The 25,715-nt window shown below is 56.2% G+C and carries 22 protein-coding genes; 10 read left to right on the top strand and 12 right to left on the bottom strand.

Going from position 1 to position 25,715, the window contains the following annotated elements; genetic code table 11:
• Positions 1-49: 49 nt before the first annotated feature.
• The 3 genes from rpsI to IFT53_RS22400 all read right to left on the bottom strand — a co-directional run bounded on the left by rpsI (position 50) and on the right by IFT53_RS22400 (position 2,065).
• Positions 50-517 carry a 30S ribosomal protein S9 gene (gene rpsI, locus IFT53_RS22410; protein WP_192066595.1) on the bottom strand — a complete coding sequence of 156 codons (468 nt, stop codon included), beginning with the start codon at positions 515-517 and terminating at the stop codon, positions 50-52.
• A 2-nt stretch (positions 518-519) separates the two neighbouring features.
• Positions 520-984, bottom strand: a complete 465-nt coding sequence (gene rplM / locus IFT53_RS22405; protein ID WP_192066593.1) for a 50S ribosomal protein L13 — start codon at positions 982-984, stop codon at positions 520-522.
• A 244-nt stretch (positions 985-1,228) separates the two neighbouring features.
• Positions 1,229-2,065, bottom strand: coding sequence for an EamA family transporter (locus IFT53_RS22400; protein WP_192066592.1), 837 nt, complete (start codon positions 2,063-2,065; stop codon positions 1,229-1,231).
• Between the two features lie 212 nt (positions 2,066-2,277).
• Here IFT53_RS22400 and IFT53_RS22395 point away from each other — a divergent pair, with 212 nt between their 5' ends.
• The 3 genes from IFT53_RS22395 (at position 2,278) to IFT53_RS22385 (ending at position 4,461) form a co-directional block, all read left to right on the top strand.
• Positions 2,278-2,712, top strand: coding sequence for a CoA-binding protein (locus IFT53_RS22395; RefSeq protein WP_192066590.1), 435 nt, complete (start codon positions 2,278-2,280; stop codon positions 2,710-2,712).
• A gap of 87 nt (positions 2,713-2,799) precedes the next feature.
• Positions 2,800-4,083: an O-acetylhomoserine aminocarboxypropyltransferase gene (locus IFT53_RS22390; protein WP_192066589.1), complete on the top strand. Its 1,284-nt coding sequence runs from the start codon at positions 2,800-2,802 to the stop codon at positions 4,081-4,083.
• A 21-nt stretch (positions 4,084-4,104) separates the two neighbouring features.
• Positions 4,105-4,461 carry a cupin domain-containing protein gene (locus tag IFT53_RS22385; RefSeq protein ID WP_192066587.1) on the top strand — a complete coding sequence of 119 codons (357 nt, stop codon included), beginning with the start codon at positions 4,105-4,107 and terminating at the stop codon, positions 4,459-4,461.
• 11 nt (positions 4,462-4,472) lie between these two features.
• Here IFT53_RS22385 and IFT53_RS22380 read toward each other — a convergent pair whose 3' ends face one another.
• The 3 genes from IFT53_RS22380 to IFT53_RS22370 all read right to left on the bottom strand — a co-directional run bounded on the left by IFT53_RS22380 (position 4,473) and on the right by IFT53_RS22370 (position 8,835).
• Positions 4,473-5,726 carry a cytochrome P450 gene (locus IFT53_RS22380; RefSeq protein WP_192066585.1) on the bottom strand — a complete coding sequence of 418 codons (1,254 nt, stop codon included), beginning with the start codon at positions 5,724-5,726 and terminating at the stop codon, positions 4,473-4,475.
• Between the two features lie 41 nt (positions 5,727-5,767).
• Positions 5,768-7,525, bottom strand: a complete 1,758-nt coding sequence (ggt, locus tag IFT53_RS22375) for a gamma-glutamyltransferase (protein ID WP_192066584.1) — start codon at positions 7,523-7,525, stop codon at positions 5,768-5,770.
• A 62-nt stretch (positions 7,526-7,587) separates the two neighbouring features.
• Positions 7,588-8,835 (bottom strand): diguanylate cyclase, encoded by a 1,248-nt coding sequence (locus IFT53_RS22370; protein WP_192066582.1) that lies wholly within the window; start codon positions 8,833-8,835, stop codon positions 7,588-7,590.
• A gap of 456 nt (positions 8,836-9,291) precedes the next feature.
• On the opposite strand from IFT53_RS22370, the gene clpP reads away from it, so the two are divergent.
• From clpP to IFT53_RS22340, 6 genes are all read left to right on the top strand, one after another.
• Positions 9,292-9,924 (top strand): ATP-dependent Clp endopeptidase proteolytic subunit ClpP, encoded by a 633-nt coding sequence (clpP, locus tag IFT53_RS22365; protein WP_042618479.1) that lies wholly within the window; start codon positions 9,292-9,294, stop codon positions 9,922-9,924.
• Between the two features lie 357 nt (positions 9,925-10,281).
• Entirely contained in the window at positions 10,282-11,559 is a 1,278-nt protein-coding gene (gene clpX, locus IFT53_RS22360; protein ID WP_042618478.1) for an ATP-dependent Clp protease ATP-binding subunit ClpX, read from the top strand.
• A gap of 413 nt (positions 11,560-11,972) precedes the next feature.
• On the top strand, positions 11,973-14,390 hold the full coding sequence (gene lon / locus IFT53_RS22355; protein WP_042619696.1) for an endopeptidase La: 2,418 nt from the start codon (positions 11,973-11,975) through the stop codon (positions 14,388-14,390).
• A 183-nt stretch (positions 14,391-14,573) separates the two neighbouring features.
• A complete protein-coding gene (hupB, locus tag IFT53_RS22350) occupies positions 14,574-14,867 on the top strand; it encodes a DNA-binding protein HupB (protein WP_446737711.1) in 294 nt (97 codons plus the stop codon).
• 224 nt (positions 14,868-15,091) lie between these two features.
• A complete protein-coding gene (locus IFT53_RS22345; RefSeq protein WP_192066581.1) occupies positions 15,092-17,290 on the top strand; it encodes an esterase-like activity of phytase family protein in 2,199 nt (732 codons plus the stop codon).
• A gap of 78 nt (positions 17,291-17,368) precedes the next feature.
• The gene (locus IFT53_RS22340; RefSeq protein WP_244656372.1) at positions 17,369-18,175 is read left to right on the top strand and encodes a dienelactone hydrolase family protein; all 807 of its coding nucleotides are present in this window, start codon (positions 17,369-17,371) and stop codon (positions 18,173-18,175) included.
• 18 nt (positions 18,176-18,193) lie between these two features.
• Here IFT53_RS22340 and IFT53_RS22335 read toward each other — a convergent pair whose 3' ends face one another.
• On the bottom strand, positions 18,194-19,327 hold the full coding sequence (locus IFT53_RS22335; protein WP_192066579.1) for a mandelate racemase/muconate lactonizing enzyme family protein: 1,134 nt from the start codon (positions 19,325-19,327) through the stop codon (positions 18,194-18,196).
• A complete protein-coding gene (gene kdgD, locus IFT53_RS22330) occupies positions 19,324-20,229 on the bottom strand; it encodes a 5-dehydro-4-deoxyglucarate dehydratase (protein WP_192066665.1) in 906 nt (301 codons plus the stop codon). The genes IFT53_RS22335 and kdgD overlap by 4 nt, the downstream gene beginning before the upstream one ends.
• Before the next feature lie 291 nt (positions 20,230-20,520).
• On the opposite strand from kdgD, the gene IFT53_RS22325 reads away from it, so the two are divergent.
• Positions 20,521-21,321, top strand: coding sequence for an NAD-dependent epimerase/dehydratase family protein (locus IFT53_RS22325; RefSeq protein WP_192066577.1), 801 nt, complete (start codon positions 20,521-20,523; stop codon positions 21,319-21,321).
• Between the two features lie 379 nt (positions 21,322-21,700).
• On the opposite strand, the gene IFT53_RS22320 is transcribed toward IFT53_RS22325, so the two are convergent.
• The 4 genes from IFT53_RS22320 to IFT53_RS22305 form a co-directional block, all read right to left on the bottom strand.
• Positions 21,701-22,975 carry a lanthionine synthetase LanC family protein gene (locus IFT53_RS22320; RefSeq protein ID WP_192066576.1) on the bottom strand — a complete coding sequence of 425 codons (1,275 nt, stop codon included), beginning with the start codon at positions 22,973-22,975 and terminating at the stop codon, positions 21,701-21,703.
• A 13-nt stretch (positions 22,976-22,988) separates the two neighbouring features.
• On the bottom strand, positions 22,989-23,963 hold the full coding sequence (locus IFT53_RS22315; RefSeq protein WP_192066574.1) for a T3SS effector HopA1 family protein: 975 nt from the start codon (positions 23,961-23,963) through the stop codon (positions 22,989-22,991).
• Positions 23,964-24,034: 71 nt separating this feature from the next.
• Complete coding sequence (locus IFT53_RS22310; RefSeq protein ID WP_192066572.1) at positions 24,035-25,147, bottom strand: phosphotransferase family protein; 1,113 nt, start codon at positions 25,145-25,147, stop codon at positions 24,035-24,037.
• A gap of 143 nt (positions 25,148-25,290) precedes the next feature.
• Positions 25,291-25,715 (bottom strand): hypothetical protein (locus IFT53_RS22305; protein WP_192096963.1); only part of this gene is annotated, 425 nt, incomplete at its 5' end.

Below are 25,715 nucleotides of genomic sequence, written 5' to 3'. Positions count from 1 at the left end.
AAGGCGGAGCCGAAGCCCCGCCTTTCCAGATGTCGTAGTCCGATAGAGATTAACGCTTGGAGAACTGGAACGAACGGCGAGCCTTGGCCTTACCGTACTTCTTACGTTCAACAACACGGCTGTCGCGGGTCAGGAAGCCACCCTTCTTCAGAACCGAGCGCAGGGCTGGTTCGAAGTAGGTGAGAGCCTTGGAAACACCGTGACGAACTGCACCGGCCTGGCCGGAAAGACCGCCACCGGCAACAGTTGCGATGATGTCGAACTGGCCAGCGCGTGCTGCTGCAACGAGTGGCTGCTGCAGGATCATCTGCAGGACGGGACGTGCGAAATACGCAGAGTAGTCACGGCCGTTGATGATGATCTTGCCAGAGCCAGCCTTGATCCATACGCGGGCTACGGCGTTCTTGCGCTTGCCGGTCGCGTAGGAGCGGCCGAGTGTGTCAACCTTGCGAACATGCACGGGAGCAGAAGCTTCCGATGCAGGGGCGAGGTCTTTCAGGGAGGAAAGATCGGCCATTATCAGGCGCTCCTTACGTTCTTGCTGTTCAGCGTTGCCACGTCGAGAACGGCTGGCTGCTGTGCTTCATGCGGGTGGTTGGAACCGGCGTAAACGCGGAGGTTCTTCATCTGGCGACGGCCAAGAGGACCACGTGGAATCATACGCTCGATAGCCTTTTCGAGAACGCGCTCCGGGAAGCGGCCTTCGATGATCTGGCGAACTGTACGTTCCTTGATGCCACCTGGGTAACCAGTGTGCCAGTAATACTTCTTGTCGGAATACTTCTTGCCGGTGAAGACAACCTTTTCCGCATTGATGATGATGACATTGTCGCCATCATCGACGTGCGGTGTGTAGGTTGCTTTGTGCTTGCCGCGCAGGCGGGTTGCAACAACGGTGGCGAGGCGACCAACAACGAGGCCTTCGGCGTCGATGATGATCCACTTCTTCTCCACCTCGGCAGGCTTCTGAACGAAAGTAGACATTCTTTTAACTTTCTCTAGGACCTGTCACGCTCCAGTGGAGCACGCAGGCGTTTCTTGTTGCTTGAGGCTGTTCATAGTTTCACAGCCGAAAAGACCGCATTTCCGAGGAAATCCTGTCTGGCCGCTTATAGGCGCTCGCTAAAATCTCGTCAACGGCAGAGTTTTTGATGCCTGCCGAAAATGACAAGTAAAATCAGTAGGTTATTTATGTGGTTTTATGATACCACAAGAAATATCGCTGAAATCAGCCTAATCGCATGGTCAGAACGCCCAAAGCGATGACGCCGCCTGCCAGATATCGCCATAGGCTGGCCTTTTCGTTGAGGATGACGACAGAGATGACGATGGCGAAAAGAATGGATGTTTCTCGCAGCGCTGCCACGACTGCGACGGGTGCCTTCGTCATTGCCCAGAGCGCTAGGCCGTATGAGAGAATGGAGCCCGCGCCTCCCGCGAGACCACGCCACCAGTGCCGTTTCACATGCGTGGCAACCGGTTGCCAGCCGCGCTGGTAGAAGGCCCAGGAAAACAGCATCATCGGCGGCAGAAGTGACATCCACAATGTGTAGGAGAGCGGGCTGGTGGAAAGCCGTGCGCCGACACCATCTACGAAGGTGTAGCCCGCAATCACAACCGAATTGGCGAGCGCCAGTAAAATAGGCCGCCTGCCGCCACTGCGGGCCTCCAGCGCAAGTGTGAGGATGCCTGAGGAGATGATGGCGATGCCAGCAATGGCGGCTGCGCTCAGTGTTTCACCCAGAAAAAGGTTGCTGCTGGCGGCTACGATGAGAGGGGCCACGCCGCGCATGATGGGGTAGACGAGGCCGATATCGCCAACCGTGTAAGCAGCGGCAACCAGCCTGAAATAGGTGAATTGCAAAACAGCTGACAGCACCAGAAAGGGCAGGGCCGCAGAGCCGGGCATCGGCACGAAAGGAAGGAAGGGAATAGAGCAGGTGGCGGCACCGGCGGCGATCAAACTCGCATCCAGCGCCTTGTCTGCCCCGGATTTGACGAGCGCGTTCCAACCCGCATGCAAAAGCGCACCCAGCAACACCAGTAGCAAGACATCAAGGGACAAGGTGCGACTCACATTTGTTTGAACATCGCCAGCTTATGCGCTCCGGCCCGAACTTGCACCGGTGCGTAAGCCAACCATTGCGGATTGTTTGGAACGTTGGATCGAACACGCTGTTTACCGTCACTCATTGATAGCAACAGCCATTCAGCCCAGTTTTATGACTCGCTGGAGCAGACTGGTGCTATAACTCACCCGCAGAACTGGAGGACGTGATGAACCACGATAGCTACGAAGACGATCACATCAGGCGCATTCTGAAAGATGTCAAAACCATTGCTCTTCTGGGTGCATCGCCCAATCCGGCAAGGCCGAGTCATGGCGTCATGAATTTTCTGCTGAGCAAGGGTTACACCGTTTTTCCGGTCAATCCCGGCCAGGAAGGCAAGGAAATTCTGGGCCAGCACGTCTACGCGAAACTGGCCGACATTCTTGAAGCGATCAATATGGTGGATGTTTTTCGTGCGGCGGAATTCCTGCCTGCTGTCGTGGAAGAGGTCATTCTCCTGTCGCCAAGGCCAAAGGTCATCTGGGGGCAGCTATCGGTTCGCCATGACGATGCGGCTGCGAAGGCTGAGGCCTACGGCATAGAAGTCGTGATGGACCGATGCCCCGCAATTGAGTATCCGCGGCTCAATATTGCAGCATAGTTAGCACAACTCGCACTTATCATTTGCCTTGAGAGCGTTATTATCCCTCTGCTCTCAAGGCAGGCAAAACAATAATTGGAGGGACACATGTCAGCAAACAATCCCGGTTTCTCGACTTTGGCAATTCACGCCGGAGCGGAACCCGACCCCACCACCGGCGCGCGCGCCACGCCGATCTACCAGACCACCGCCTATGAATTTCGTGACTCCGACCACGCGGCGGCGCTGTTCGGGCTGAAGGAATTCGGCAATATCTATACCCGCATCATGAACCCGACTCAGGCCGTTCTGGAAGAGCGCGTCGCGGCGCTTGAGGGTGGCACGGCAGCTTTGGCCGTGGCATCAGGCCATGCGGCACAGTTGCTGGTTTTCCACACGCTGTTGCAGTCGGGCGATAACTTCGTGGCAGCCCGTCAGCTCTATGGCGGATCGATCAACCAGTTCGGTCATTCCTTTAAGAACTTCGGCTGGGATGTCCGCTGGGCCGATGCCGCAGATCCCGCCAGTTTCGAAAGCCAGATCGACGGACGCACGAAAGCGGTGTTCATCGAAAGCCTCGCCAATCCGGGCGGCACATTTGTCGATATCGCCGCGATTGCTGAGGTCGCGCACAAGCACGGCTTGCCGCTGATTGTCGATAATACGATGGCAAGCCCATACCTGCTGAGACCCATCGAACACGGTGCCGATATCGTCGTGCACTCACTGACGAAATTCCTGGGTGGCCACGGCAATTCCATGGGTGGCGTCATCGTGGATGGCGGTACGTTTGATTGGTCGGCCAGCGATAAATTCCCCGCATTGTCCAAGCCGCGCCCGGAATATTCCGGTGTGGTGTTGCACCAGACATTCGGCAATTTCGCCTTCGCCATAGCAACCCGCGTTCTTGGTCTGCGCGACCTTGGCCCATCGATTGCGCCGTTCAACGCCTTCCTCATTCTGACGGGTATCGAGACGCTGTCCCTGCGTGTCCAGCGCCATTCAGACAATGCGCTTGAGGTTGCCAAGTGGCTCAAGGCCCATCCGAAAGTGGGTTGGGTCAACTATGCGGGTCTGGAAGACAGCCCCAATCATGCGCTTCAGCAGCGCTACTCGCCAAAGGGCGCCGGCTCTGTCTTTACATTCGGCGTGAAGGGCGGTTACGAGGCTGGCAAGGCGATTGTTGAAGGCCTGCAGTTGTTCTCGCATGTTGCCAATATCGGCGATACGCGCTCTCTGGTTATCCACCCGGCATCCACAACGCATGCGCAGTTGACGCCGGAGCAGCAGACAGCGGCAGGTGCAGGGCCGGATGTGGTCCGTCTGTCCGTCGGCATCGAAGACGTCAAGGACATCATTGCAGACCTTGAGCAGGCACTCGCCAAGGTCTGATCTCATCAGGAAAGGTTGCCCATGACCCATAGTCTCAACTTCAAGTCAGAGGGCGATCTTTCCGCCGTTCAGCCGGAAGAGGGTGCACCCGCACCCGGCCGGCTGATCTCGGGCGACCCGAAGTTCACAACATGGAACATCGAGGAAGCCTCCGGTGGGATCTACGCCGGAATATGGCAGTCCACGCCCGGCAAGTGGCGCGTCGAATATGACGAATGGGAATATTTCAGCATCCTGGAAGGATATTCTGTCCTGACGGAAGACGGTGCCGAGCCCATCCATTTACGCGTGGGTGATCGTCTCATCTTAAGACCCGGCTTTAAAGGAAGCTGGGAAGTGATTGAAACGACTCGCAAGGACTATGTCATCCGGCTGTGAGTCGAATCGCGTTACGATCCCCACACCAGATCTAACCGCTCGAGGCCGTGGAAATGATACACGTCCTTCACCTGCGGCTTTTGCGCGATACGCAGGGCGGGCAGGCGTTTGAAGAGTAGCGGCAACACGATGTTGAGCTCCAGCCTCGCTAGAGGCGCGCCGATGCAGAAGTGAATCCCAGCGCCAAAGGAGAGGTTGGGGGCCTCGGCGCGATCCGGCTTGAAGGTCAGCGGATCGGTAAATTTCTTCGGATCGAGATTTGCCGCTGCCAGAATCAGGCTCACCTTGTCGCCTCGATGGAACGTGATGCCGTCGATTTCGACGGTCTCAAGTGCCCATCGTTGGAAAATGTGAACCGGCGCGCCGATGCGCAGCGTTTCTTCCACCGTCCTGTCGGTTGACTTCTCATCCTGAAACAGCACAGCGGGGTCGCTTCCACTCTCCAAGATGACGCGGACCGAATTGCCGATTTGGTGCACCGTCGCCTCATGCCCAGCATTCAAAAGCACAATCGTCGTGGAGATCAGTTCCTCGTCGGTGAGATACTGCCCTTTGTGTTCGGTGTGGATCATGTGGCTGAGCAGGTCGTCCTTTGGCTCTGCCCGGCGTTGCGCAATCACGGTTCGCACATAATCCGCAAATTCCTTGGCGGCGATGTCGGCGGCCAACTCATCCTCGCGGGTGCGCTTGAACATGTACATGCCAACATAGGCATGCGACCATTTCAGCAGTTGAGGCCCCATATCTTCGGGAATGCCGATCATCCGGGCAATCATCGTCACCGGAATGATATCAGCAAATGAAGACAGCAATTCCGTAGTGCCATCGGCTTCGAACGCGTCGATCAAACCATTGGCGAGAGCCTCGATCTCCGGTGTCATCTTCTCAACATGGCGAGACACGAAGGCACGGTTCACCAGCGTTCTTAACCGCGTATGTTCCGGCGGCTCGATTTCCAGCAGCGAATGCCGCTCCGCCGCATCGAAGTGGGTGACATGGTCCTGTGGCGGCGCGAGGCCCAATTCCTCGCGAGTGGCAACGTGCAGGATCTGCCGCCCGAAGCGCCGGTCGCGCAGCAACGCGTTCACGTGGTCATAACCTGTGAAAAACCACTGCTTCTGCTCTTCCCAATAGAAGGTGGGACATTGGGCGTGCAAAGCCGCATAGACCGAATTGGGATCGCCATAGAATGCGGGGTTGCGGGCGTCGAGCGAAACCGAACGATTGTCGGCGTCGATGTGAAGGAATTCAGGCACGGTTTTCATGCCTGATCCTTAACTCAAAGCTATCACGCGAGAAAGCGATTCTATTCGCCCACAGCCACACCTTCACGGCGCGGATCGGCGCTGCCGACGAGTCCCTGACCGGTGATTTCGATAGCATGGAGGCCGGAGTTCATCTCTCCCGGTTTAACCTGATAACCCAATGCTTTAAGAGGTTCTGCTAATGTTTCCGCGCTGGTTCCGGATTCGATATCGTAGGTGCCGAAGCGGTTGATGAGGTGCGGTTGCGCCACGATCTTTTCCACCGGCATACCCCAGTCGATATAGGCAACAAGCGCCTGCGCAACATAGCCGATGATCTGGCTTCCTCCGGGCGAGCCGATGGCGAGTAACGGCTTGCCATCCTTCATCACAATTGTCGGTGCCATGGAGGAGCGCGGTCGCTTGCCCGGCTCGACACGGTTGGCAACCGGCACGCCATTGTCATGGGTCTTGAAGGAGAAATCCGTCAGCTCGTTATTCAGCAGAAAGCCATTGGTCATCAGGCGCGAGCCGAAGCCGCTCTCGATGGTCGTCGTCATGGAGACGACATTACCTTTGGTATCGACAATGACGAAGTGACTGGTCGAGGGCATTTCGAGCGTTGGCCCGCGCCCGAACAATGAGGCATGGTCCCATTGCGGCTCTCCGGCTTTGACAGCATCTGCGGTAAGTGCCTTGTCGCCATCCAGCAACGAGGCGCGTGTGGCGAGATAATCCTTGGCGAGCAGTCCCTTGGTCGGCAGCGGCAGGAAATCGGGGTCTGCAACATAGCGTTCACGGTCCGCAAAGGCGAGGCGCTGCGCATCGCCAATCAGCCGCCAGCTTTCCACATTATCTGCCCCAAGCGACTTGAGATCGAAGTTTTCGAGCATGCCCAGCATCTGCCCCACAGCCACGGCACCAGAGGAGGGCGGACCCATGCCGCAAACATCCAGCGCACGATAGTCGGCGCAGACCGGCTCGCGCTCCTTGATGTGATAATTTGCAAGATCAGTCAGCGATAGAACGCCCGGATTGCCGGTCGCCTCCCGCACGGTCTTGACGATAGCCTCCGCAATCGGTCCGCTGTAAAAAGCGTCAGCACCTCCAGCTGCAATGGCACTAAGGGTCTTGGCATAGGCTGGGTTTTTCAGAACGGTGCCTGCCTTCAGCGGCGCGGCAGAGGCATCATAGAAATAGCTGCGGGGCGCATCGTATTTTTTCAGCCTTTCGCCTTCCGATGCAATCAGAGAGGCAAGACGCGGCGAGACCTGAAAGCCATCGTTCGCCAGCGTTTCGGCTGGCTTCAACACATCGGCCCATGGCGTTTTCCCATATTTGCGGTGGACGTCCGAAAGCAGCCGCACTGTTCCCGGCGTGCCGACGGAACGCCCGCCGATGACGGCATCCATGAACTTAAGGGGCTGGCCTGTCTCGTCGAGAAACAACTTCGGCGTCGCCTCCATCGGCGCGGTTTCGCGTCCGTCAAACGTCGTCAGTTTCTTGGCCGCAGCATCGTAATAAACGAGAAAGGCGCCGCCGCCCAGGCCAGAGCTCTGTGGCTCGACAAGGCCCAAAACCGTCTGGACCGCCACCATGGCATCGATGGCATTGCCGCCATCAGCAACGATCTTCCGCCCAGCCTCGGCAGCCAGCGGGTTGGCCGCGGCCACCATGAAATTCTTTGCCTCGACACGACTTGCCGCTTTGGTACCCGTTGCCCGTTCCGGGGCAAGAGTGTCCGATGCCTGCTGCGCCTCGACTGAGCCTGCGGCCAAGGCGGCTGAAAGCAAGACGCCGGTGAAAAACCTGATGGGCATGGCAGAACCTCCGTTGCTGCGCCCAAGATTGGGTCGCACGCGCATGAAGGTCAAGTCATGGATTACCGATTAGCGATGCTGGCAATGCGGGTGAGGGCGGCAACCTGGCGGTCCGCGTTGTTGTCGCAGGGGTCTTCGTCCCGGTCGTCTGACGGTATGACGATGTTGATGGTGCCCTCACGGACCACCGTGCGATTACGGCCTTCCTTCTTGGCGCCATAAAGCGCGCGGTCCGCCATGATCATCAATGTGTCGAGATCCGCGTCCGCCGCAGGTGAGGTGTAAACGCCAGCGCTGACAGTCGCCATAAATTCCCTGTTGTCTGTTCTCATGACGATTCGGCTGAAATAAATCCTGATAGCTTCAGCCAGAACGGCCGCTTTTGCCGGGTCATCGCACTCTGCCAGACAGGCGAATTCCTCCCCCCCCATGCGCACCATAACGCCCTGTCCATCAGCAATTTTTCCAGCCTGCGCACAGAACTTCACCAGCACTTCATCGCCCCACTGGTGGCCATACTCGTCATTGATCTTTTTGAAATGGTCAATGTCGAACAGAATGAAGGCAATGTGTCTCGACGTGCCTGTAAGGCGCGCTTTGAGCGTGTTGAAAGCATGGAAAAGGCCACGGCGGTTCAGCGTGCCGGTCATGTGGTCTGTCATGGCCAGATGTTGCAACGTGCGACTGGCGTCTTCCATGAACATCTTGACCGCAATCATGATGATCACCACGAAACCGAACGCTCCAGCCAGCGCAACAGGGCCGGTGAGGGGAACGACTTGGCCGGTGGCTGTATTGTAGGGGATGACGATCGATGCAACGAGGCCGCCCATCACGGCCTGGACAGAGAGCGCAACAGCCAGAAACTTCCGGGTGTTCGATATGTATTCCTTGGATGTCAAAAGCACCCCGGCGATCATCAAATATCCGACACCTGCACAGAAATGATACAAAATGATCCGCGCTACCATGCTCTCGCGGACAGGGTTGATGAACATGAAAGCAACCCAGATCAGCGCTGGAATTGCGATCCAGCCATCGATCCTGCGGTTTTCAAGCTTCAATAGTCCTGCCAGCCAAAGAGCAAAGGCGCAAAGCGCAATGGTATTCGCGATCTGGATCGACACGAAATTGGGAATGACACCGCGCAGGCCAACAAGAATGGCGCCAATTCCAATACAGGCAAAGCCAGTCGAGAAGCACAAATGATATTTCTTTGCCGGATTGTGTAGCCATACGACTGCCAGGAGAGCTGACAGGGTCAGAGTCTCCATCGACCAGAGTAGCATGCCTGTCTTGGCGTCCAGCACTGTGCAATCTCACTTTAAAATACAGCTTTGCGCGAATATATGCGTGTCGGTCTTTGCCGTGCACATGCTTGAACGCGCACTACTTGAATTTTCCGCCAAAAACCGGAAACCGGAGGGACACCGGGTCGGGTTTGGGCAATATCAGCACTTAAACCCTAAGAAGTTATTTCTGATTGTTACTGAGACTGATTGTTGAACATAATTTTTTGTCCGGTTAATCTTTGATTGACCAAAAATACGATGGAAGGTTGAAGACGTTGCTCGCTTTGTAGAAGGCGGATGGTGTTGCGGAGCGGGGCGGTGTAAGCCGACTATGGATTTTTGCCGGGACGCGATTAAGGATATCCGTTACCTCAGTCTTGAAGAACCGGGCAATCACACTCTATGTAGAGAGTAGACGAATAGAATTGATTCCGGATGCGAAAGCCGCCGGGTTAGAGTTGACAAAGGACGGACATGAGAAATCCAGTTGATACCGCCATGGCTCTGGTGCCGATGGTTGTGGAACAGACCAATCGCGGCGAACGGTCCTATGATATCTATTCACGTCTGCTGAAAGAGCGGATCATCTTTCTGACCGGTCCGGTGGAAGACCACATGGCATCGCTCGTTTGCGCGCAGCTGCTGTTCCTTGAATCGGAAAATCCGAAGAAGGAGATCGCGCTGTACATCAATTCGCCAGGTGGCGTCGTGACCGCCGGCATGGCGATTTACGATACGATGCAGTTCATCCGCCCAGCCGTGTCCACGCTGTGCGTCGGTCAGGCCGCGTCCATGGGTTCGCTGCTTCTGGCTGCTGGTGAGAAGGGCATGCGTTTCTGCACACCGAATGCTCGCATCATGGTTCACCAGCCATCTGGCGGTTTCCAGGGTCAGGCGTCCGACATCGAGCGTCATGCCCGCGACATCATCAAGATGAAGCGCAGGCTGAACGATGTTTACGTGAAGCACACAGGCCGTACGCTTGAAGAAGTTGAAAACACGCTCGACCGTGACCACTTTATGGATGCGGACGAGGCAAAGGGCTGGGGCGTCGTCGACAAAATCCTGACATCGCGTCAGGAAATGGAAGCCGTTACCGCCAGCTAAGTCGCTTTAAATGTGATCCGGGTTTGAAGCTCCGAGTGAATTTCGGGGTTTCAACCGAAAAATAAAGCGCTAATAGTAGTTATTAAGGCTGTGTTGAATTTTTATGACATAGTTTGTTGTGATCCTGCATAAGCTTGTTTGGGCTGAGAGGGGTTGCAGTACCAAATGCTGAGGCGTCACTGCTTTGGAGTTTGAAGGGGAATTCGTTGCCGCCGTTGCCGGATCATATGTCCGAAAACGGTTAGTACCCCGGGAACGAAGCGGATATGGATGCTTATGGGAAGCGACCGTTTCTGCAGACGATAAGTTGACCGCGTTTCGCGGTGCGAAACAGCGGCGTGCTGGAAGGAAAGAGATATGAGCAAAGTCAGCGGCAGCAACGGCGGCGACTCTAAAAATACACTCTATTGTTCATTCTGCGGCAAGAGCCAGCACGAGGTCCGGAAACTCATCGCCGGGCCGACAGTATTCATCTGCGATGAATGCGTCGAATTGTGCATGGACATCATCCGCGAGGAAAACAAGACATCTATGGTGAAGTCTCGCGAGGGTGTGCCCACCCCGCAGGATATCATCAAGATCCTCGATGAATATGTTATCGGCCAGAAGCAGGCAAAGAAGATCCTGTCTGTGGCTGTTCATAACCACTACAAGCGCCTCGCAAATTCGACCAAGAACGGCGACATTGAGCTGGCGAAGTCGAACATCATGCTGGTGGGCCCAACGGGTTGTGGCAAGACCTATCTTGCCCAGACACTCGCGCGCATCATCGACGTGCCGTTCACAATGGCTGACGCCACGACGCTGACCGAAGCCGGTTACGTGGGCGAAGACGTTGAAAACATCATTCTGAAGCTGCTCCAGTCTGCCGATTACAACGTTGAACGCGCCCAGCGCGGCATCGTCTACATCGACGAAGTGGACAAGATCTCCCGTAAGTCCGACAATCCTTCCATTACGAGGGACGTATCGGGCGAGGGCGTTCAGCAGGCACTTCTCAAGATCATGGAAGGCACGGTTGCATCCGTTCCTCCGCAGGGTGGCCGCAAGCATCCACAGCAGGAATTCCTGCAGGTGGATACGACCAACATCCTGTTCATCTGCGGCGGCGCATTTGCAGGTCTCGACAAGATCATCTCCGCACGTGGCGAAAAAACCTCCATCGGTTTTGGCGCAACGGTGAAAGCAGAAGACGATCGTCGTGTTGGCGAAGTGCTGCGTGAACTGGAGCCGGAAGATCTGGTCAAGTTCGGCCTTATCCCCGAATTCATCGGCCGTCTGCCTGTCTTGGCAACGCTTGAGGACCTGGACGAGGATGCTTTGATCCAGATCCTGTCCGAGCCGAAGAACGCTCTCATCAAGCAGTACCAACGCCTGTTCGAAATGGAAGATGTCGAGTTGACGTTCCAGGGCGATGCTCTGCGTGAAATCGCCAGAAAGGCGATTACCCGCAAGACCGGTGCACGTGGACTGCGTTCGATCATGGAGAAGATCCTGCTTGACACGATGTTTGAGTTGCCGACCCTGGAAGGCGTTCGTGAGGTCGTCATTTCTGATGACGTCGTCAGCGGTGCTGCCCGTCCGCTCTACATTTATGCGGACCGTCAGGAAGAGAAAGCCAACGTTTCAGCCTAAGGCGTTACGTTGCATACCAAAGTTGAACAGAGACCCGCCACTGGCGGGTCTTTTCGTTCGTTATTCACCGGAAACGTTGCGATATTGCCGCCGCACCGGATTTAACGTTTGGAGCGGATTGGCTTCTCCGATAGAGTTTTCGAGTGATTTGCGGCGTGATATGACGTTTTTTCGACGCTTGCCGGATTTGTGATTCTGCAAGATGGCACGAAAAGACGGAAGAATGTGAAGCGTCTTGTAATGCGTAGCGTGTGTAAGATTTAGGCCTGCGTTCATCGCGAGGCTATATGCTTTTGTGACTTGAAAATGACAGTGACGAACTCCACTTCTAGTCACAACAAAGAATATGCCGGAACCTCCCCAAGAAAGTCCGGCAAGCGTCCCTCTCAAGGGGACCATTGAAAGGAAATGATATGACAAACGTTCCGTCTGCTGCATCTGGTGGTACATATCCTGTACTTCCCCTGCGCGACATTGTCGTTTTCCCCCACATGATTGTTCCACTGTTCGTCGGCCGGGAAAAATCCATCCGTGCGCTGGAAGAAGTCATGGGTTCTGACAAGCAGATCATGCTCGTCACTCAAATCAACGCCAGCGATGACGATCCTGACACGTCTGCCATTCACCGTGTCGGAACCATCGCAAATGTTCTGCAATTGCTGAAACTGCCCGATGGTACCGTCAAGGTTCTCGTGGAAGGCAAAGGCCGCGCGCGGATCGAAGACTATACGGCGCGTGAGGATTTCTACGAAGCCACTGCGGTCCAGCTTTCCGAGCCTGAGGAAGATCCCGTCGAAATCGAAGCTCTGTCACGTTCGGTGATCTCAGAGTTTGAAAGCTATGTGAAGCTGAACAAGAAGATTTCGCCTGAGGTGGTTGGTGCCGCCGGCCAGATCGACGATTATTCTAAGCTCGCTGATACCGTTGCGTCCCACCTTTCGATCAAGATCGTCGAAAAGCAGGAAATGCTGGAAACCGTCAGCGTAAAGCAGCGCCTTGAAAAGGCGCTCGGCTTTATGGAAGGCGAGATTTCGGTTCTTCAGGTTGAGAAGCGGATCCGCTCGCGCGTCAAGCGCCAGATGGAGAAGACCCAGCGCGAATACTATCTGAATGAACAGATGAAGGCGATCCAGAAGGAACTCGGCGACGGCGAGGATGGCCGTGACGAGATGGCTGAACTTGAAGAGCGCATTGCCAAGACAAAGCTTTCCAAGGAGGCTAAGGAAAAGGCCGACGCGGAAATGAAGAAGCTGCGTCAGATGAGCCCGATGTCTGCTGAAGCAACCGTCGTGCGCAATTACATTGATTGGCTGGTCGGCTTGCCATGGGGCAAGAAGTCCAAGATCAAGACGGATCTGAATGCAGCAGAGGCCACACTCGAGCTGGATCACTTCGGTCTTGATAAGGTCAAGGAACGTATCGTTGAGTATCTGGCTGTTCAGGCCCGTGCGACGAAGATTCGTGGTCCTATCCTGTGCCTCGTCGGCCCTCCGGGCGTCGGCAAGACCTCCCTGGCCAAGTCGATCGCGAAGGCAACCGGCCGCGAATATGTTCGCATGGCGCTCGGTGGCGTCCGTGATGAAGCTGAAATCCGCGGTCACCGCCGGACCTATATCGGCTCCATGCCCGGCAAGATCGTTCAGTCGATGAAGAAGGCCAAGAAGTCCAACCCGCTCTTCCTGCTCGATGAAATCGACAAGATGGGCCAGGATTTCCGTGGCGACCCTTCATCCGCATTGCTGGAAGTGTTGGATCCCGAACAGAACTCCACATTCATGGACCACTATCTCGAAGTGGAATATGACCTGTCGGATGTTATGTTCGTAACCACAGCCAACACGCTGAACATTCCCGGCCCGTTGATGGACCGTATGGAAGTCATCCGCATCGCCGGTTACACGGAAGACGAAAAGCGCGAAATCGCCAAGCGTCACCTGCTGCCGAAGGCGATCAAGGAACATGCGTTGCGTCCGGAAGAGTTTTCCGTCAGCGACGATGCTCTGATGGCCATCAGCCAGCAATATACCCGTGAGGCTGGCGTTCGCAGCTTCGAGCGTGAGTTGATGAAGCTTGCGCGCAAGGCTGTCACGGAAATCATCAAGGGCAAATCGACGTCTGTGGCCGTAACGGCTGCAAACATCAACGATTACCTTGGTGTTCCGCGCTACCGCCATGGTGAAGCTGAAGGCGAAGATCAGGTCGGTGTAGTTACCGGTCTGGCTTGGACAGAAGTGGGCGGCGAGTTGCTGACCATCGAAGGCGTGATGATGCCTGGCAAGGGCCGCATGACGGTGACGGGTAACCTGAAGGAAGTGATGAAGGAATCCATCTCGGCGGCGGCGTCTTATGTCCGCTCGCGTGCGGTTGATTTCGGCATCGAGCCTCCACGGTTCGACAAGTCCGATATCCATGTGCACGTACCCGAAGGTGCGACGCCAAAGGACGGACCATCTGCTGGTGTCGCTATGGCCACAGCCATCGTGTCCATCATGACGGGCATTGCGGTCGACAAGAATGTTGCAATGACGGGTGAAATCACCCTTCGTGGTCGCGTTCTGCCGATTGGCGGATTGAAGGAAAAACTGCTGGCGGCTCTGCGTGGCGGTATCAAGAAGGTCTTGATCCCGGAAGAAAACGCAAAGGATCTGGCCGATATTCCGGACAACGTCAAAAACGGAATGGAGATCATTCCGGTGTCGCGCATGGGTGAAGTCATCAAGCACGCGCTTGTGCGTATGCCCGAGCCGATTGAATGGGATGGCAGCATTGAGACGCCCGTTATAGCGACTGTCGAGGGCGTGGATGACGCCGGTCAGACAATCGCACATTGAAACGTGCGCGGCAGGCATGATGCTGAATAAGCACAAAAACGCAAAAAGGCTGGCAGTTATGCCAGCCTTTTTTGTGAAAAGGTCCTGAGACCCCTTGTTTTTCAGGCCGTTCCAGCGCTTTTGGGTGGCGGTACGCAAATAGATAAGTATTCTGCGCCAATCCAATTTGAGTCGTTTCAAACCATTGAAAGGGGTGGAAACATGAACAAGAATGAGCTCGTTTCTGCAGTTGCCGAAAAGGCTGGTCTTACGAAGGCTGATGCCGCTTCTGCGGTAGACGCAGTTTTCGAAACCGTCCAGGGCGAACTAAAGGCCGGTGGCGACATTCGTCTCGCAGGTTTCGGCAGCTTCACTGTAAGCCGTCGCGAAGCCTCCAAGGGCCGTAACCCATCCACGGGTGCAGAAGTCGATATTCCGGCTCGCAACGTTCCTAAGTTCTCTGCAGGCAAGGGCCTGAAGGACGCTGTTAATTCTTGAGTTTCCAGGGGCTGCGGCGCCAGCGGCGCGCTGACAGCTCTCCGGCTTACGAGGAATGAATTTGGCCCATTGTGCGTTCAGCGCGACGGTGACACCGAAATGCAAAAAGCCCGGCTTTCCACGCCGGGCTTTTTGTTTATGAGTGAATTTAGATTGTCATGTGCCTGTCATCTCAATAGCCCAAGAACCCATCATGCATTTTTCAATGCCATGAAGGGGACACCATGACATTTCGTTTTCCGAGTGCCGCACTCACCGCAGCTCTGTGCGCATCCGTCGCATTTCCGGCTGCTGCCGAACAGGTTTTCAACCGCATCGCGTCCTTTCCAGTCGCGCAGAACCTGCCGTCCGACAAGGACGCAAAAACGCTCACATCAGCTGAAATCATCACGGCGAGCCAGGACGGCAAGACGCTGATCTATTCGGACAGCCCGCTTGGTGGCATCGGTTTTATCGACATTACCGATGCGAAGGCCCCGAAGGCACTCGGTGCGCTGATGATGGATGGTGAGCCGACATCGGTCGTGGCCTCCGGTACGAAGGTCTTTGCAGGCGTCAACACGTCTGAAAGTTTCGTCAAGCCATCCGGCAAGCTCGTCACTGTCGATATGGCTGGTAAGAAAATCGAAGCCAGCTGCGACCTCGGAGGCCAGCCTGACTCCGTTGCGATTTCTCCCGACAAAAGCTTCCTAGCCATCGCCATTGAAAACGAGCGCGATGAGAAGGTCAATGACGGCGCGTTGCCGCAATTGCCAGCTGGTTTCCTCGTAACCATCGGCTTGAAAGAGGGTGTTGCGGATTGCTCAACGCTCAAGAAGATCGAGATGACCGGCATTGCCGAGATCGCGTCTGATGATCCGGAGCCAGAATTCGTCGCCATCAATGCCAATGGCGAGATCGTTGTTACGCTTCAGGAAAACAACCACATCGCCATCGTTGATGGAAAAAGCGGCAAGGTCACGAGCCACTTCTCCGCTGGCACCGTCGATCTTGAAGGCATTGACACGAAATCTGACGGTCAACTCAAGTTCACTGACAGCCAGAAAGCCCGCAAGCGCGAGCCAGATGCCGTCAAGTGGCTGGACAATGACCGCGTCGTCATCGCCAATGAAGGTGATTGGGAAGGCGGTTCGCGCGGCTTCACCATCTTCGACAAGACCGGCAAGCTGCTCTACGAAGCGGGCTCCAGCCTGGAACAGGCAGTTGCAGCCATCGGTCATTATCCCGAAAAACGGTCCAAGGCGAAGGGCATCGAACCAGAAGGTTTGGAAGCTGCCACCTTCGGCGGTGAAAAATACTTCTTCGTTCTGGCTGAACGCGCATCTGTTGTCGGCGTCTATAAGGACACCGGCGCCGAGCCACAGCTGACGCAGCTTCTGCCATCCGGAATTTCACCAGAAGGCGCTGTCGCTATTCCATCGCGCAACTTGCTGGTGACAGCGAATGAGGCGGATCTGGGAGAAGATGGCGGTGCACGTTCGCATGTCATGATCTTTGAACGCGCTGAAGGGCAGGCGGCCTATCCGCAGCTCACCTCGGCAACGGTCGATGGTGCGCCAATCGGTTGGGGTGCTCTTTCCGGTCTGGTGGGTGATGCAGACAAGGATGGCATTCTTTACGCCATCTCCGACTCGGTCTATGGCAACCAGCCATCAATCTACACCATCGACGCAACGAAGAAGCCTGCGCTCATCACCAGCGTTTTGCGCGTAAAGCGTGACGGCCAACCGGCGCAAAAGCTCGACATGGAAGGCATCACCCTCGATGGCAAGGGCGGCTTCTGGGTCGCATCCGAAGGCAACAGCGAAAAGCTCGTTCCGCACGCGCTTTACAACGTCAACGCCAAGGGCGAGATTAAATCCGAAATCGCACTACCAACAGATCTTCTGCAGGGAGAAACCCGCTTCGGTTTCGAAGGCGTGACCTTGGTCGGCAAGGGTGACGACGCGACGCTCTGGATGGCTGTTCAGCGTGAATGGGGCAAGAGCGAAAAGGGTATGGTCAAACTGGTATCCTACAATCTGAAATCCAAGGAGTGGGGCGCCGTGCACTACCCGCTGGATGAGACGAAGGATGGCTGGGTAGGCCTTTCCGAAATCACTGCTCACGGCGACAATGTCTATATCGTCGAGCGCGACAACCAGATCGGCGATAAGGCCAAGATCAAGAAGCTCTACAGCGTCGCAATCTCTGACCTGAAGCCCGGCAAGATCGGCGGCGAGTTGCCATTGGTCAAGAAAACCGAAGTCCATGATTTTTTGCCTGACCTCAAAGCCCAGACAAACGGCTACGTCGTGGACAAGCTCGAAGGCTTCACTTTTGACAAATCCGGCAAGGCATTTGCCGTAACCGACAATGACGGCGTGGAGGATTCGTCTGGCGAGACACTGTTCTTCCCGGTCGATCTGAAGGGCACACACTGATCTCCTAACCAGTTGCCGCGCCTTTGGTTCGGTTGCTACGGATCTGATCATTTGTGATATGAGCCGCTTGCAACACAGTTGCAGGCGGCTTTTGTTTGGCTAGATTTGGCTTCGCCGCACGAGGATGGTGATCAGAAAATGCGCTTGTTTTGCTGCACTCTTGTATTCGTCTTGTCTATGTGTGGGATTGGCAACGCTTCGCCACGACAGCAATACAGCGTTCCGACTTCAGACGGTCAGGTTCTCATCGAGAGTTTTGGTGACTGTAACAAGCCCGCATGCCCTGGTGTTATGATCCTAAGTGGGAGTCGGGGCTTTGAATCAGCTGCGTATGACGAGATCGGTCGGGTTCTTAAAGCGGGGGGCCTGAACGCCTATCTCGTTCATGTTTTGTCGCCTGCTGACCTAAGTGCAATCGTTAATGCCGGAAGTGCGTCTTCACGGATGGCATATTATCATCAGAGATTGCCGAAGTGGATTGCTTCCGTTCATCGCGTCGCAGCTTTTCTGACAGACCAACCGCGCCATGGAGGGCAGGTTGGGATTATCGGGGTTTCGCTGGGTGCGCAAATAGCGTCGGCTGCTTCGGTTGAAAGCTCGAAAATAGACGCACTTGTGCTGGTCGACGGAGGACTCCCAAGCGGCTATTCACAGCCTATCCGCTCTTTGCCGCCCTTGCATCTAATCTGGGGAAGCGCAGACCGGACGTTTCCTCTATCGATTGGTCGCGACTTGGAGCGGAAAGCCAAGCAACTTGGCGTTCCCGCAACCCTTAACGTTTATCAAGGCGAACCACATGATTTTTTCTTGAAATCCGGCAACGGCAACGCGGTTGTAGCCCTTCGCTCCGCCGCCGATTTCTTGGCGATGTACCTGTCCAGATAACTCACTCAGTCTTGGATTTCAGTCTCTTAACGCATATTGCTCCAACGCATCCCGGTTGATCTCAATCCCCAGGCCCGGTCCATCGGGTATCTGCACAACGCCGTCGACATGGTCCAGCGGACTGGTGAGGACGGCTTGGCGGTAGGGGTTTTCGGTTCGGTCGAACTCCAGAATGGGCGGGCGCGGGTTGCGGCGGGCCGGGTCTGGTGGCAGGTAGGCCATGAATTGCAGGGCGGCAGCAATGGCGACGCCTGTTCCCCATACGTGCGGAACGACGCGCACGCCGTACAGCGTTGCCATGTCCACGATGCGTTTGGTTTCGGAAAAACCGCCGGCTCCCGCAAGATCGGGCTGTAGAATATCGATCGCCCGGCTTTCCAGCGGCGCACGCATTCCATAGCGCCCATGCCAGGTTTCGCCACCGGCAACCGGGATGGGCTGGCCCTTGCGAACAGCTTGATATGCGTCGAGCTGCTCGGGCACGACGGGCTCCTCGAACCAGTCGATCCCCAGCGGCGCAAGCGCATTGCCGACTTCGATAGCGTCAAGCGCATCATAGCCATGGTTGGCGTCGATCATGATGCGCACATCCGGCCCGACAGATTCGCGGGCAGCGCGAATGACGGCAATGTCCTCTGCCACGTCAAAACCGATCTTGATCTTGACCGCATGGAAACCCTGCGCTGCGTATCCGGCAACTTCCGCTGCAACATCGGGTACCGCGTCGACACTATCCTTGCGGAAGGAGCCAGTGGCGTAGGCCTTGACGCTTTCGCGAAAGCGACCGCCCAAAAGGCGGGAAATGGACGTTCCGAAGCGTTTGCCCTTGATATCCCACAGCGCAATATCAATGCCGCTCAGCGCAGTCACGGTCAACCCGCGCTGCCCCTGATCCCGAAGCAGATTGTAGAGCTGGTGCCAGATGATCTCGATATCGAGAGGGTCTTTGCCGATGAGGTGCGGCGCATAGGCCGCAACTACCGCAGCGTTCGGTTTGGCCGGGCCAAGGCATTCGCCCCAGCCCACGGTGCCATCATCGCAAATGATTTCAACCAAGCAGTGGATGCGCCGATCAAAGCGCATAGATGCGCTCTCAAAGGCATGTCCTAGTTTGTAATCCAGCAAATGGGTGCGGACCGCCTCTATCCTCATGATTTGTATGGTCCAATCAGCGCCTGCATCATGCCGACTTCTTCCTCGGTCAGGTCTGTGAGGGGCGCGCGAACCGGGCCGGCATCAAAGCCGATCAGGCGCACACCGGCCTTGATGGCGGAGACGGCGTAACCCTTCTGACGGTTGCGAATGTCCATGAAGGGGTAGAAGAAATCAATGAGAATGCGGTCGGTCGTTGTTCTGTCGCCTGCACGAAGTGCCTTGTAGAATTTCTGCGCAAGTGCTGGCACGAAGTTGAAGACGGCAGACGAATAGGTTGTTACGCCAGCGCCGAGATAGGCATCTGCAAACAGTTCAGCCGTTGGCATGCCGCCAAGATAGGTCAGTCGCTCGCCAATGGTCGCGGTGATCTTGCGCACAAGCCCGATATCGCCGGAACCGTCCTTGAAGCCAACGAGGTTGGGGCAGCTGTCGCAGAGTTTCTGTAGAGTTTCAGCCGTCAGAATGGAGTTGTCGCGGTTGTAGACCATCACGCCGATGGAGACGGAATCGCACACTGCCTTGATATGTGCGTAGAGGCCCGCCTGCGAGGCATCCATCAAATAGTGCGGCAGCAGCAGAAGGCCGTCAGCACCGGCTTTTTCGGCGCTTTGCGCAATCTGAATAGCGATTTTTGTGCCGTAACCGCAGCCGGAAACGATAGGAACCGAACCTGCCGCAGATTTCGCCGCTTTGACCACGGTTGCCACTTCCTCAGGCGCAAGCGAGAAAAACTCACCCGTGCCGCCCGCAGCAAAGAGAACTGTGGCATCGAAGCCCGACAGCCAGCTGACGTGGTCACGATATGGCTTCTCGTTGAATTCGCCATCCTTGCTGAACGGCGTTACGGGGAAAGAGAGAAGGCCTGCGCCGAGGGCGACCTTGAGTTCCTGTGGGTCCATTGCCATAAAAGTCTTGTCTCCGATGATGTGTTGATGCGGATAATATTCGAGATATGACCTGTGTCAATAACTTATAATACAAGTTGCCGAAATGTCGTGATAGGCAGGGCAGGGGCCGCGATGTGTTGAGTGTAGGGCTGCCGTGATGGTCAGCGGTTCACGACGAGATAGGGCGCATCTCCTCTTGATATGCCATGAATGTCTGGCATAGACATAAGATAACAAGAGAATTTACGTATGACCACATCTTGTATCTGCATGTGGTGATGCGCAAGCATACTGGGAGGAAAAATGCTGAAAAATCTGTTGCTGACAGGCGCTGCCGGGGGTGTTGGCAAGGCCATTCGCCCGTTGCTGAGCCAAGTCGCTGAAAAGGTCGTACTCTCAGACATGGTCGAAATAAGTGATCTTGCCGACCATGAGAGCTTCGTGAAATGCGATCTTTCCAACCGCGCAGAGGTCGATGCGGCGGTTGCGGGCGTCGATGGCATCATCCATCTCGGCGGTATCTCGGTGGAAAAACCCTTCGAGCTGATTCTCAAAGGCAATATTGACGGCGTCTATAATCTTTACGAAGCAGCGCGCCACAACGGCATGCCGCGCATCATCTTCGCCAGTTCCAACCACACGATCGGCTATTACCGGCGCGATGAGAAGCTGGACGGTAATTCCTTGATGCGGCCCGACTCGCTCTACGGCGTCTCAAAATGCTTCGGAGAGAATCTCGCCAGCTTTTACTTCGATAAGTTCGGACAGGAGACCCTGTCCGTTCGAATCGGGTCGATCACCGAAAAACCCAGCACGACCCGGATGTTGGCGACGTGGCTGAGCGCTGGCGATTTTGTGCAGCTTTGCGCACGTGGGTTTGAAGCGCCAAGGCTAGGCCACGCCGTGGTCTACGGCGCGTCCAACAATGACGAGACATGGTGGGATAATAGCGGCGCAGCATTCCTTGGCTGGAAGCCGCAGGACAGCTCGGCGAAGTGGCGCGCCGAGGTGCTTCTCGAAGCCGGAAAAGAAGATCCAAAGGATCCAGCCCACATCTATCAAGGCGGTGTGTTCACCACTTATGGACATCCGGCAGACGGGTAATTGCGGGCTTTGGGGGGAGGGGATAGCCGTAAGGAAACCTATTTCGGCTTATCCTGTCTTTCTGAATCGTACTGTACCCAGCGAAAAAAGACATAGATTGGCAGCGCAATCAGCGCCAGCGTAACGATCGAGTTCGCAAACATGGTTCATCCTGTAGCAACGCGACTTCATCATGAAGTCGACGTCGCCAATATGTGCGAACAATTCTTTAGAAATATTGAATCTAACAGGTGAATTCATGGGTGATGGCGTTAACGTTGTGTCGAGATACGACGCCATACACGCAAGCTGAAAAAGTACTTAATGAAATACTAAATTTCCATAAGAGGTGCCGCCGCCGCCGTGTTTTTATGGCACACAATGCGGCGACGGCAGGGTATCAACCTTTCAAAAGAAGAACAGATTGCAATGTCTGCCGCTCGATCAGCCGCAGAAAGAAATAGCCGATTCCCGCCTTGCCCATCATCAGGCCCGGTGCTTCACCTCTTTGCTGCACACCGCACGGAAGGGGCTGCTCTGCATTCAGGTAATGCTCGATGATGAAGTCACCCACCTGATCGGCAAAGATCGCAATATCTGGCCTGTTCAGCTGAACACCTGCGCTGAGAACGAAATCCGCTGTGCCACAAAGGCCGTGGCAAAGGCAAAGGTCTTGCGGGGTCGTTGTCGACATCAGCAAGCGTGAGGCACCCTGAAGCGCAATATTGACCTCTTCTGCGGCACCGGAATCTGCAGGCAGCAACTCCATCATGCGAAGGCGCGTTAGCCCGATGCCGGTTGAACCGCTGCACCAGGTGCAGTTGCAGGTGGGGGCAAGCGTTGCGGCACCGGCGGTAATCGTATCAACACGGAAATCCGGCCAACCCTGCTGGGCCGGGTCGAAGCAATTGCGCTCATAGCGGATGGCTTCCTGTGCGCCGTGCAGCAAAGCATCATCGCCGCTTACCGCATAGGCTTCCAGAAGCGCCATCGCCATGCCGGAAACGCCATGGGCGTATCCAAGAAGATTGTTATGCTTTGGCAAGAGCGATGGCCAGGAGAGGCCTCGCGCATCCACCACGCCCTTTGCCAATAATTGTTCGGCATGGCGAACTGCCGCAGCCGTCAATACCGGGCGGGAAAAATGTTTGCCCATATAGATAAGGCCAGGAATAGCGCTTCCAGATCCGGCGATCACATCCAGCGCGTCATCGCCGAAGGGGAGTGCCGCGTGGCGTTCAGCCAGCTCCAGCCCCTGTTCTGTCCATTCTGGCCGATTGAGGCCGCGTCCCAACTGGTACAACATATAGGCCGCACCGAGGCTACCCGTATAAAAACTCCGTTGTGACAGGGCGTCGAAATCCGCAAGCCGTGACTGTACCTGTCGCACGGCACCATCGACCGTGGCGAGAAGAGGCGCAGAAGGTGCATGAACGGCAAGCCGGCCGAGGAAAAGCGCAATTCCGGCAACACCGTCATAGAGTGAAGCGGATGCTGTTCGATATGCCGCCGTTGCGCTGCCATCGGCTAACGTCATCGCCCAGCCCATCCATGTGCAGCGGCCATCGTGCCACATCGCGTCGCGGCAAAGCTGCATTCCAATGCGGCTGGCCGCCTCAAGGTATCCGCTCTGGCCATGCGCAATCTGTGCTGTGGGGAGTGTCATCAAGCTCATCTGCTAAATCCTTTCAGGCCGGTATGGCGTAGATGTCGCTGTTGCCAGCGCTCAAATGCGGTGCGTTGGGTGAAAGGCTTTCCTCCACGAAGCGCCGCTCGAGATGCTCAAGTCGCGTCTGCGCGGTCTGGTCGCCACTTGCCCAGGCGCTGACGATGGCGTCTGCCAGCAGCATGGTGCGCGTCTGGCCAAAGCTCATGCCATAGCCCGGGTCATCTGCACCGCCAACGCCATCCGCGATGCGTTTCGAGAAGAGCGGAACATCCGGGTCCAGATCCGCAGCCGCTTCCACAAGCGTGTCTCTGAGCAGTGACAAGGCGAATGGCAGGTGTCTTCGTGGAAGGTAGAACACTGTGCTGTCCGTGCGGTCATAGGTCGCCGGGTCCAGCAATGTCTTTGCCCGAAAGGGCACGGCATAGGTGTTTAGCAGTCCGGCCATCCGTGCCATCAATGTCACCACCGAGGTCGCACGCGTATTGAGGTAGAGGCGTGCCAAGGCCGCGTCATCATGGTCGCAATGCGGGCTGTTGCCCGTGATGTGATAGAAAGCCGATTGCATTTGTGACGAAGCCATTGGCAACAGAATGGAAACATTCGAATTGGCCTGCACAGGGCCATGCGATGCCGCCGCAAAGGCACCGGGAAAAACATGGCGGCAGCAATCACCCTTGCGCACGTGGACAGAGCCATTCGCCTCGACCTTGTAAACCTGCCATTGCGCAGACCAACGCGCGCCTTCGGGAAACGCCGCGCGAAGCTGCGATAGCAGGTCAAGGTCGGCGGGTGTGGCCAGCGGGGAAGGGGCGTGTGCGCTGAAAGGCCTTGAATAGGCTGCCTCATAAAGCGCTGGCCAGAGGCTCTCGGAAAGGCGGCTGGTAACGGAGCGTGCCTGCTCTGCAGCCGCCATGGGCGGCAGTGTGACGATGTCTCGTGTGCCGATCTGGAATTGCGACACCCCGATGATCTTGATGGAACCCAGAATGGTCATCAGAGATGCCTGCAATGATAGGGGTAGCCGAGCGGTTTCTGCGATAAGTAGTCTGTCGAAAGCTCGCATGGTCATGCTCCTGTCTCTTCAAGGCCGAACAATGAGGTGGCAGCGCTGCCGGGGTCGTTGAAAATGCTGGCTGCCGTCTGGATCGCCAGAAGCGCTGAGGGTGAGATTTCCGCAGTGGATTGGGCAATCTCGTAGGCTGTGAGAACAAGCCGGGCCGCGGCAAAGCGAACGCAGCGTTGCTTTGCCTGCGCCTGCTGCTCCGCAGTCAGGGCTAGTTCTTTCATGTACGTCTGCCAGAAGGTGCGGCAGCACGCTTGTGCGCGCGAAACCTCGTCAGCTGTTGCAGGGCCGGTGGGGCGCCCCTGCATGTCAAACCGCCCGACGATCACAGGCTGCATGAAGCTCGCGAGCACGCAAGCCACATCCCATGCGGCATCGCCAAGGTCAGCCAGTTCCCAGTCAATCAGCTGAAGCTTTGCTGCGGCGCCGTTCTGATCTTGCGAAATCAGCAGGTTTTCCCACTTCATATCGCCATGGATCAGGCAGGACCGGCTCCATTCGGATTGCAAAAGCGACATGTGCTCTTTCAGCCCCGGCTGCTGGCGTAACGCTGCAAGCACGGCCTTCGCACCACCGCTCATATTCGGCATCATGGTCTCGCCATAATGCGAGAAATTCAGGATCCATGGCGGTTGAGCGGGGAAAACCCCTTGTCGTGAGGGTTCCGCAAGGATGTCGGATGATTGCTTGTGGCAGGATGAAAGCAGCCTTCCCAATTGGGCGGCAATATCTTCCATTGCGCCCGCAACGCCTGCGACCTGCATTTGATAGAATGTCAGGCTTCGGGAGTTTGGAACAAGCTCGACGGCCAGCAAATGCCGGTGTTTGTCATAGTGCCGCAGTTTTGGCATCAGGGATTTCAGGCTGTCCGCCGCGTCGTTGTTTTCAACGAGGGCGTAGAGAGCTGCCTCGCGCTTGACGGATTGTGTCGTCTCAGCCGCCATCAACGGAACCTGCTTGACGAAAATGCCTGAACCATCCCGGCGGGCAACCTTGAAATTACGGTTACGACGCCCGGCTTCCAAAATCGTGATGTCATCATCGAGAAGCTCGGCTGCGGAGAGTATGCTTCGATCGATGAGATAAGGCACAAGCGTGCCGCTGGTCAGATACATTGTTTTCCCCAAGGCAGATGTTGATATCTAGAAAACGCACGGAAACCGGGCGCAAAGCCCGGCCTAAAACGATCCCATCGGCCGCAGGCGGCCGATGGGCAGGCTTACATTGACGTGAAAGCTAAAGCTGTCTCAGCGGGTGCTTATTGCCCGGTGCAATGCATGTGCGTCGGGTTGCAAATCGTAGCGAGAGTTCCGCATCCGATCGAAGTCACAGGCCTGTCAGCAGCTTGCTGGACGGCGGCTGCACCATTGCAGATGATAGGAATGCCTGTTGAGCAAACCGGCGTGAGGGTGACTTGGCAAATGGGCGTCAGCGTCACGCTCTGAGGTTGCGGTGCCGTGCCTGGACCCGTGCAATGCATGTGCGTCGGGTTGCAAACGGTGGCAAGAGTTCCGCATCCGACGGACGTCGCAGGCGTGACGGCTGCCTGAGCGGCGGCTGCGCCGCTGCAGATGATGGGAATACCCGTTGAGCAAACCGGCGTGATGTTCGTGATCTGGCAAACAGGCGTCAGCGTCACGTTCTGCTGCTGCTGCTGAGGTGCAGCATTGGCGGCTGCGCCGT

This window comes from Rhizobium sp. CFBP 13644 (assembly GCF_014842165.1).
In the GTDB taxonomy this organism is placed as follows: domain Bacteria; phylum Pseudomonadota; class Alphaproteobacteria; order Rhizobiales; family Rhizobiaceae; genus Agrobacterium; species Agrobacterium tumefaciens_C.
This window is presented reverse-complemented; position numbering and strand designations above follow the sequence as displayed.

Bases quoted from the DNA above. Each gene is read 5' to 3' on its own strand.
- rpsI (WP_192066595.1), bottom strand. From the start codon at position 517: ATGGCCGATCTTTCCTCCCTGAAAGACCTCGCCCCTGCATCGGAAGCT.
- rplM (WP_192066593.1), bottom strand. From the start codon at position 984: ATGTCTACTTTCGTTCAGAAGCCTGCCGAGGTGGAGAAGAAGTGGATC.
- IFT53_RS22395 (WP_192066590.1), top strand. From the start codon at position 2,278: ATGAACCACGATAGCTACGAAGACGATCACATCAGGCGCATTCTGAAA.
- IFT53_RS22390 (WP_192066589.1), top strand. From the start codon at position 2,800: ATGTCAGCAAACAATCCCGGTTTCTCGACTTTGGCAATTCACGCCGGA.
- IFT53_RS22385 (WP_192066587.1), top strand. From the start codon at position 4,105: ATGACCCATAGTCTCAACTTCAAGTCAGAGGGCGATCTTTCCGCCGTT.
- IFT53_RS22380 (WP_192066585.1), bottom strand. From the start codon at position 5,726: ATGAAAACCGTGCCTGAATTCCTTCACATCGACGCCGACAATCGTTCG.
- ggt (WP_192066584.1), bottom strand. From the start codon at position 7,525: ATGCCCATCAGGTTTTTCACCGGCGTCTTGCTTTCAGCCGCCTTGGCC.
- clpP (WP_042618479.1), top strand. From the start codon at position 9,292: ATGAGAAATCCAGTTGATACCGCCATGGCTCTGGTGCCGATGGTTGTG.
- clpX (WP_042618478.1), top strand. From the start codon at position 10,282: ATGAGCAAAGTCAGCGGCAGCAACGGCGGCGACTCTAAAAATACACTC.
- lon (WP_042619696.1), top strand. From the start codon at position 11,973: ATGACAAACGTTCCGTCTGCTGCATCTGGTGGTACATATCCTGTACTT.
- IFT53_RS22345 (WP_192066581.1), top strand. From the start codon at position 15,092: ATGACATTTCGTTTTCCGAGTGCCGCACTCACCGCAGCTCTGTGCGCA.
- IFT53_RS22335 (WP_192066579.1), bottom strand. From the start codon at position 19,327: ATGAGGATAGAGGCGGTCCGCACCCATTTGCTGGATTACAAACTAGGA.
- kdgD (WP_192066665.1), bottom strand. From the start codon at position 20,229: ATGGACCCACAGGAACTCAAGGTCGCCCTCGGCGCAGGCCTTCTCTCT.
- IFT53_RS22325 (WP_192066577.1), top strand. From the start codon at position 20,521: ATGCTGAAAAATCTGTTGCTGACAGGCGCTGCCGGGGGTGTTGGCAAG.
- IFT53_RS22320 (WP_192066576.1), bottom strand. From the start codon at position 22,975: ATGAGCTTGATGACACTCCCCACAGCACAGATTGCGCATGGCCAGAGC.
- IFT53_RS22315 (WP_192066574.1), bottom strand. From the start codon at position 23,963: ATGACCATTCTGGGTTCCATCAAGATCATCGGGGTGTCGCAATTCCAG.
- IFT53_RS22310 (WP_192066572.1), bottom strand. From the start codon at position 25,147: ATGTATCTGACCAGCGGCACGCTTGTGCCTTATCTCATCGATCGAAGC.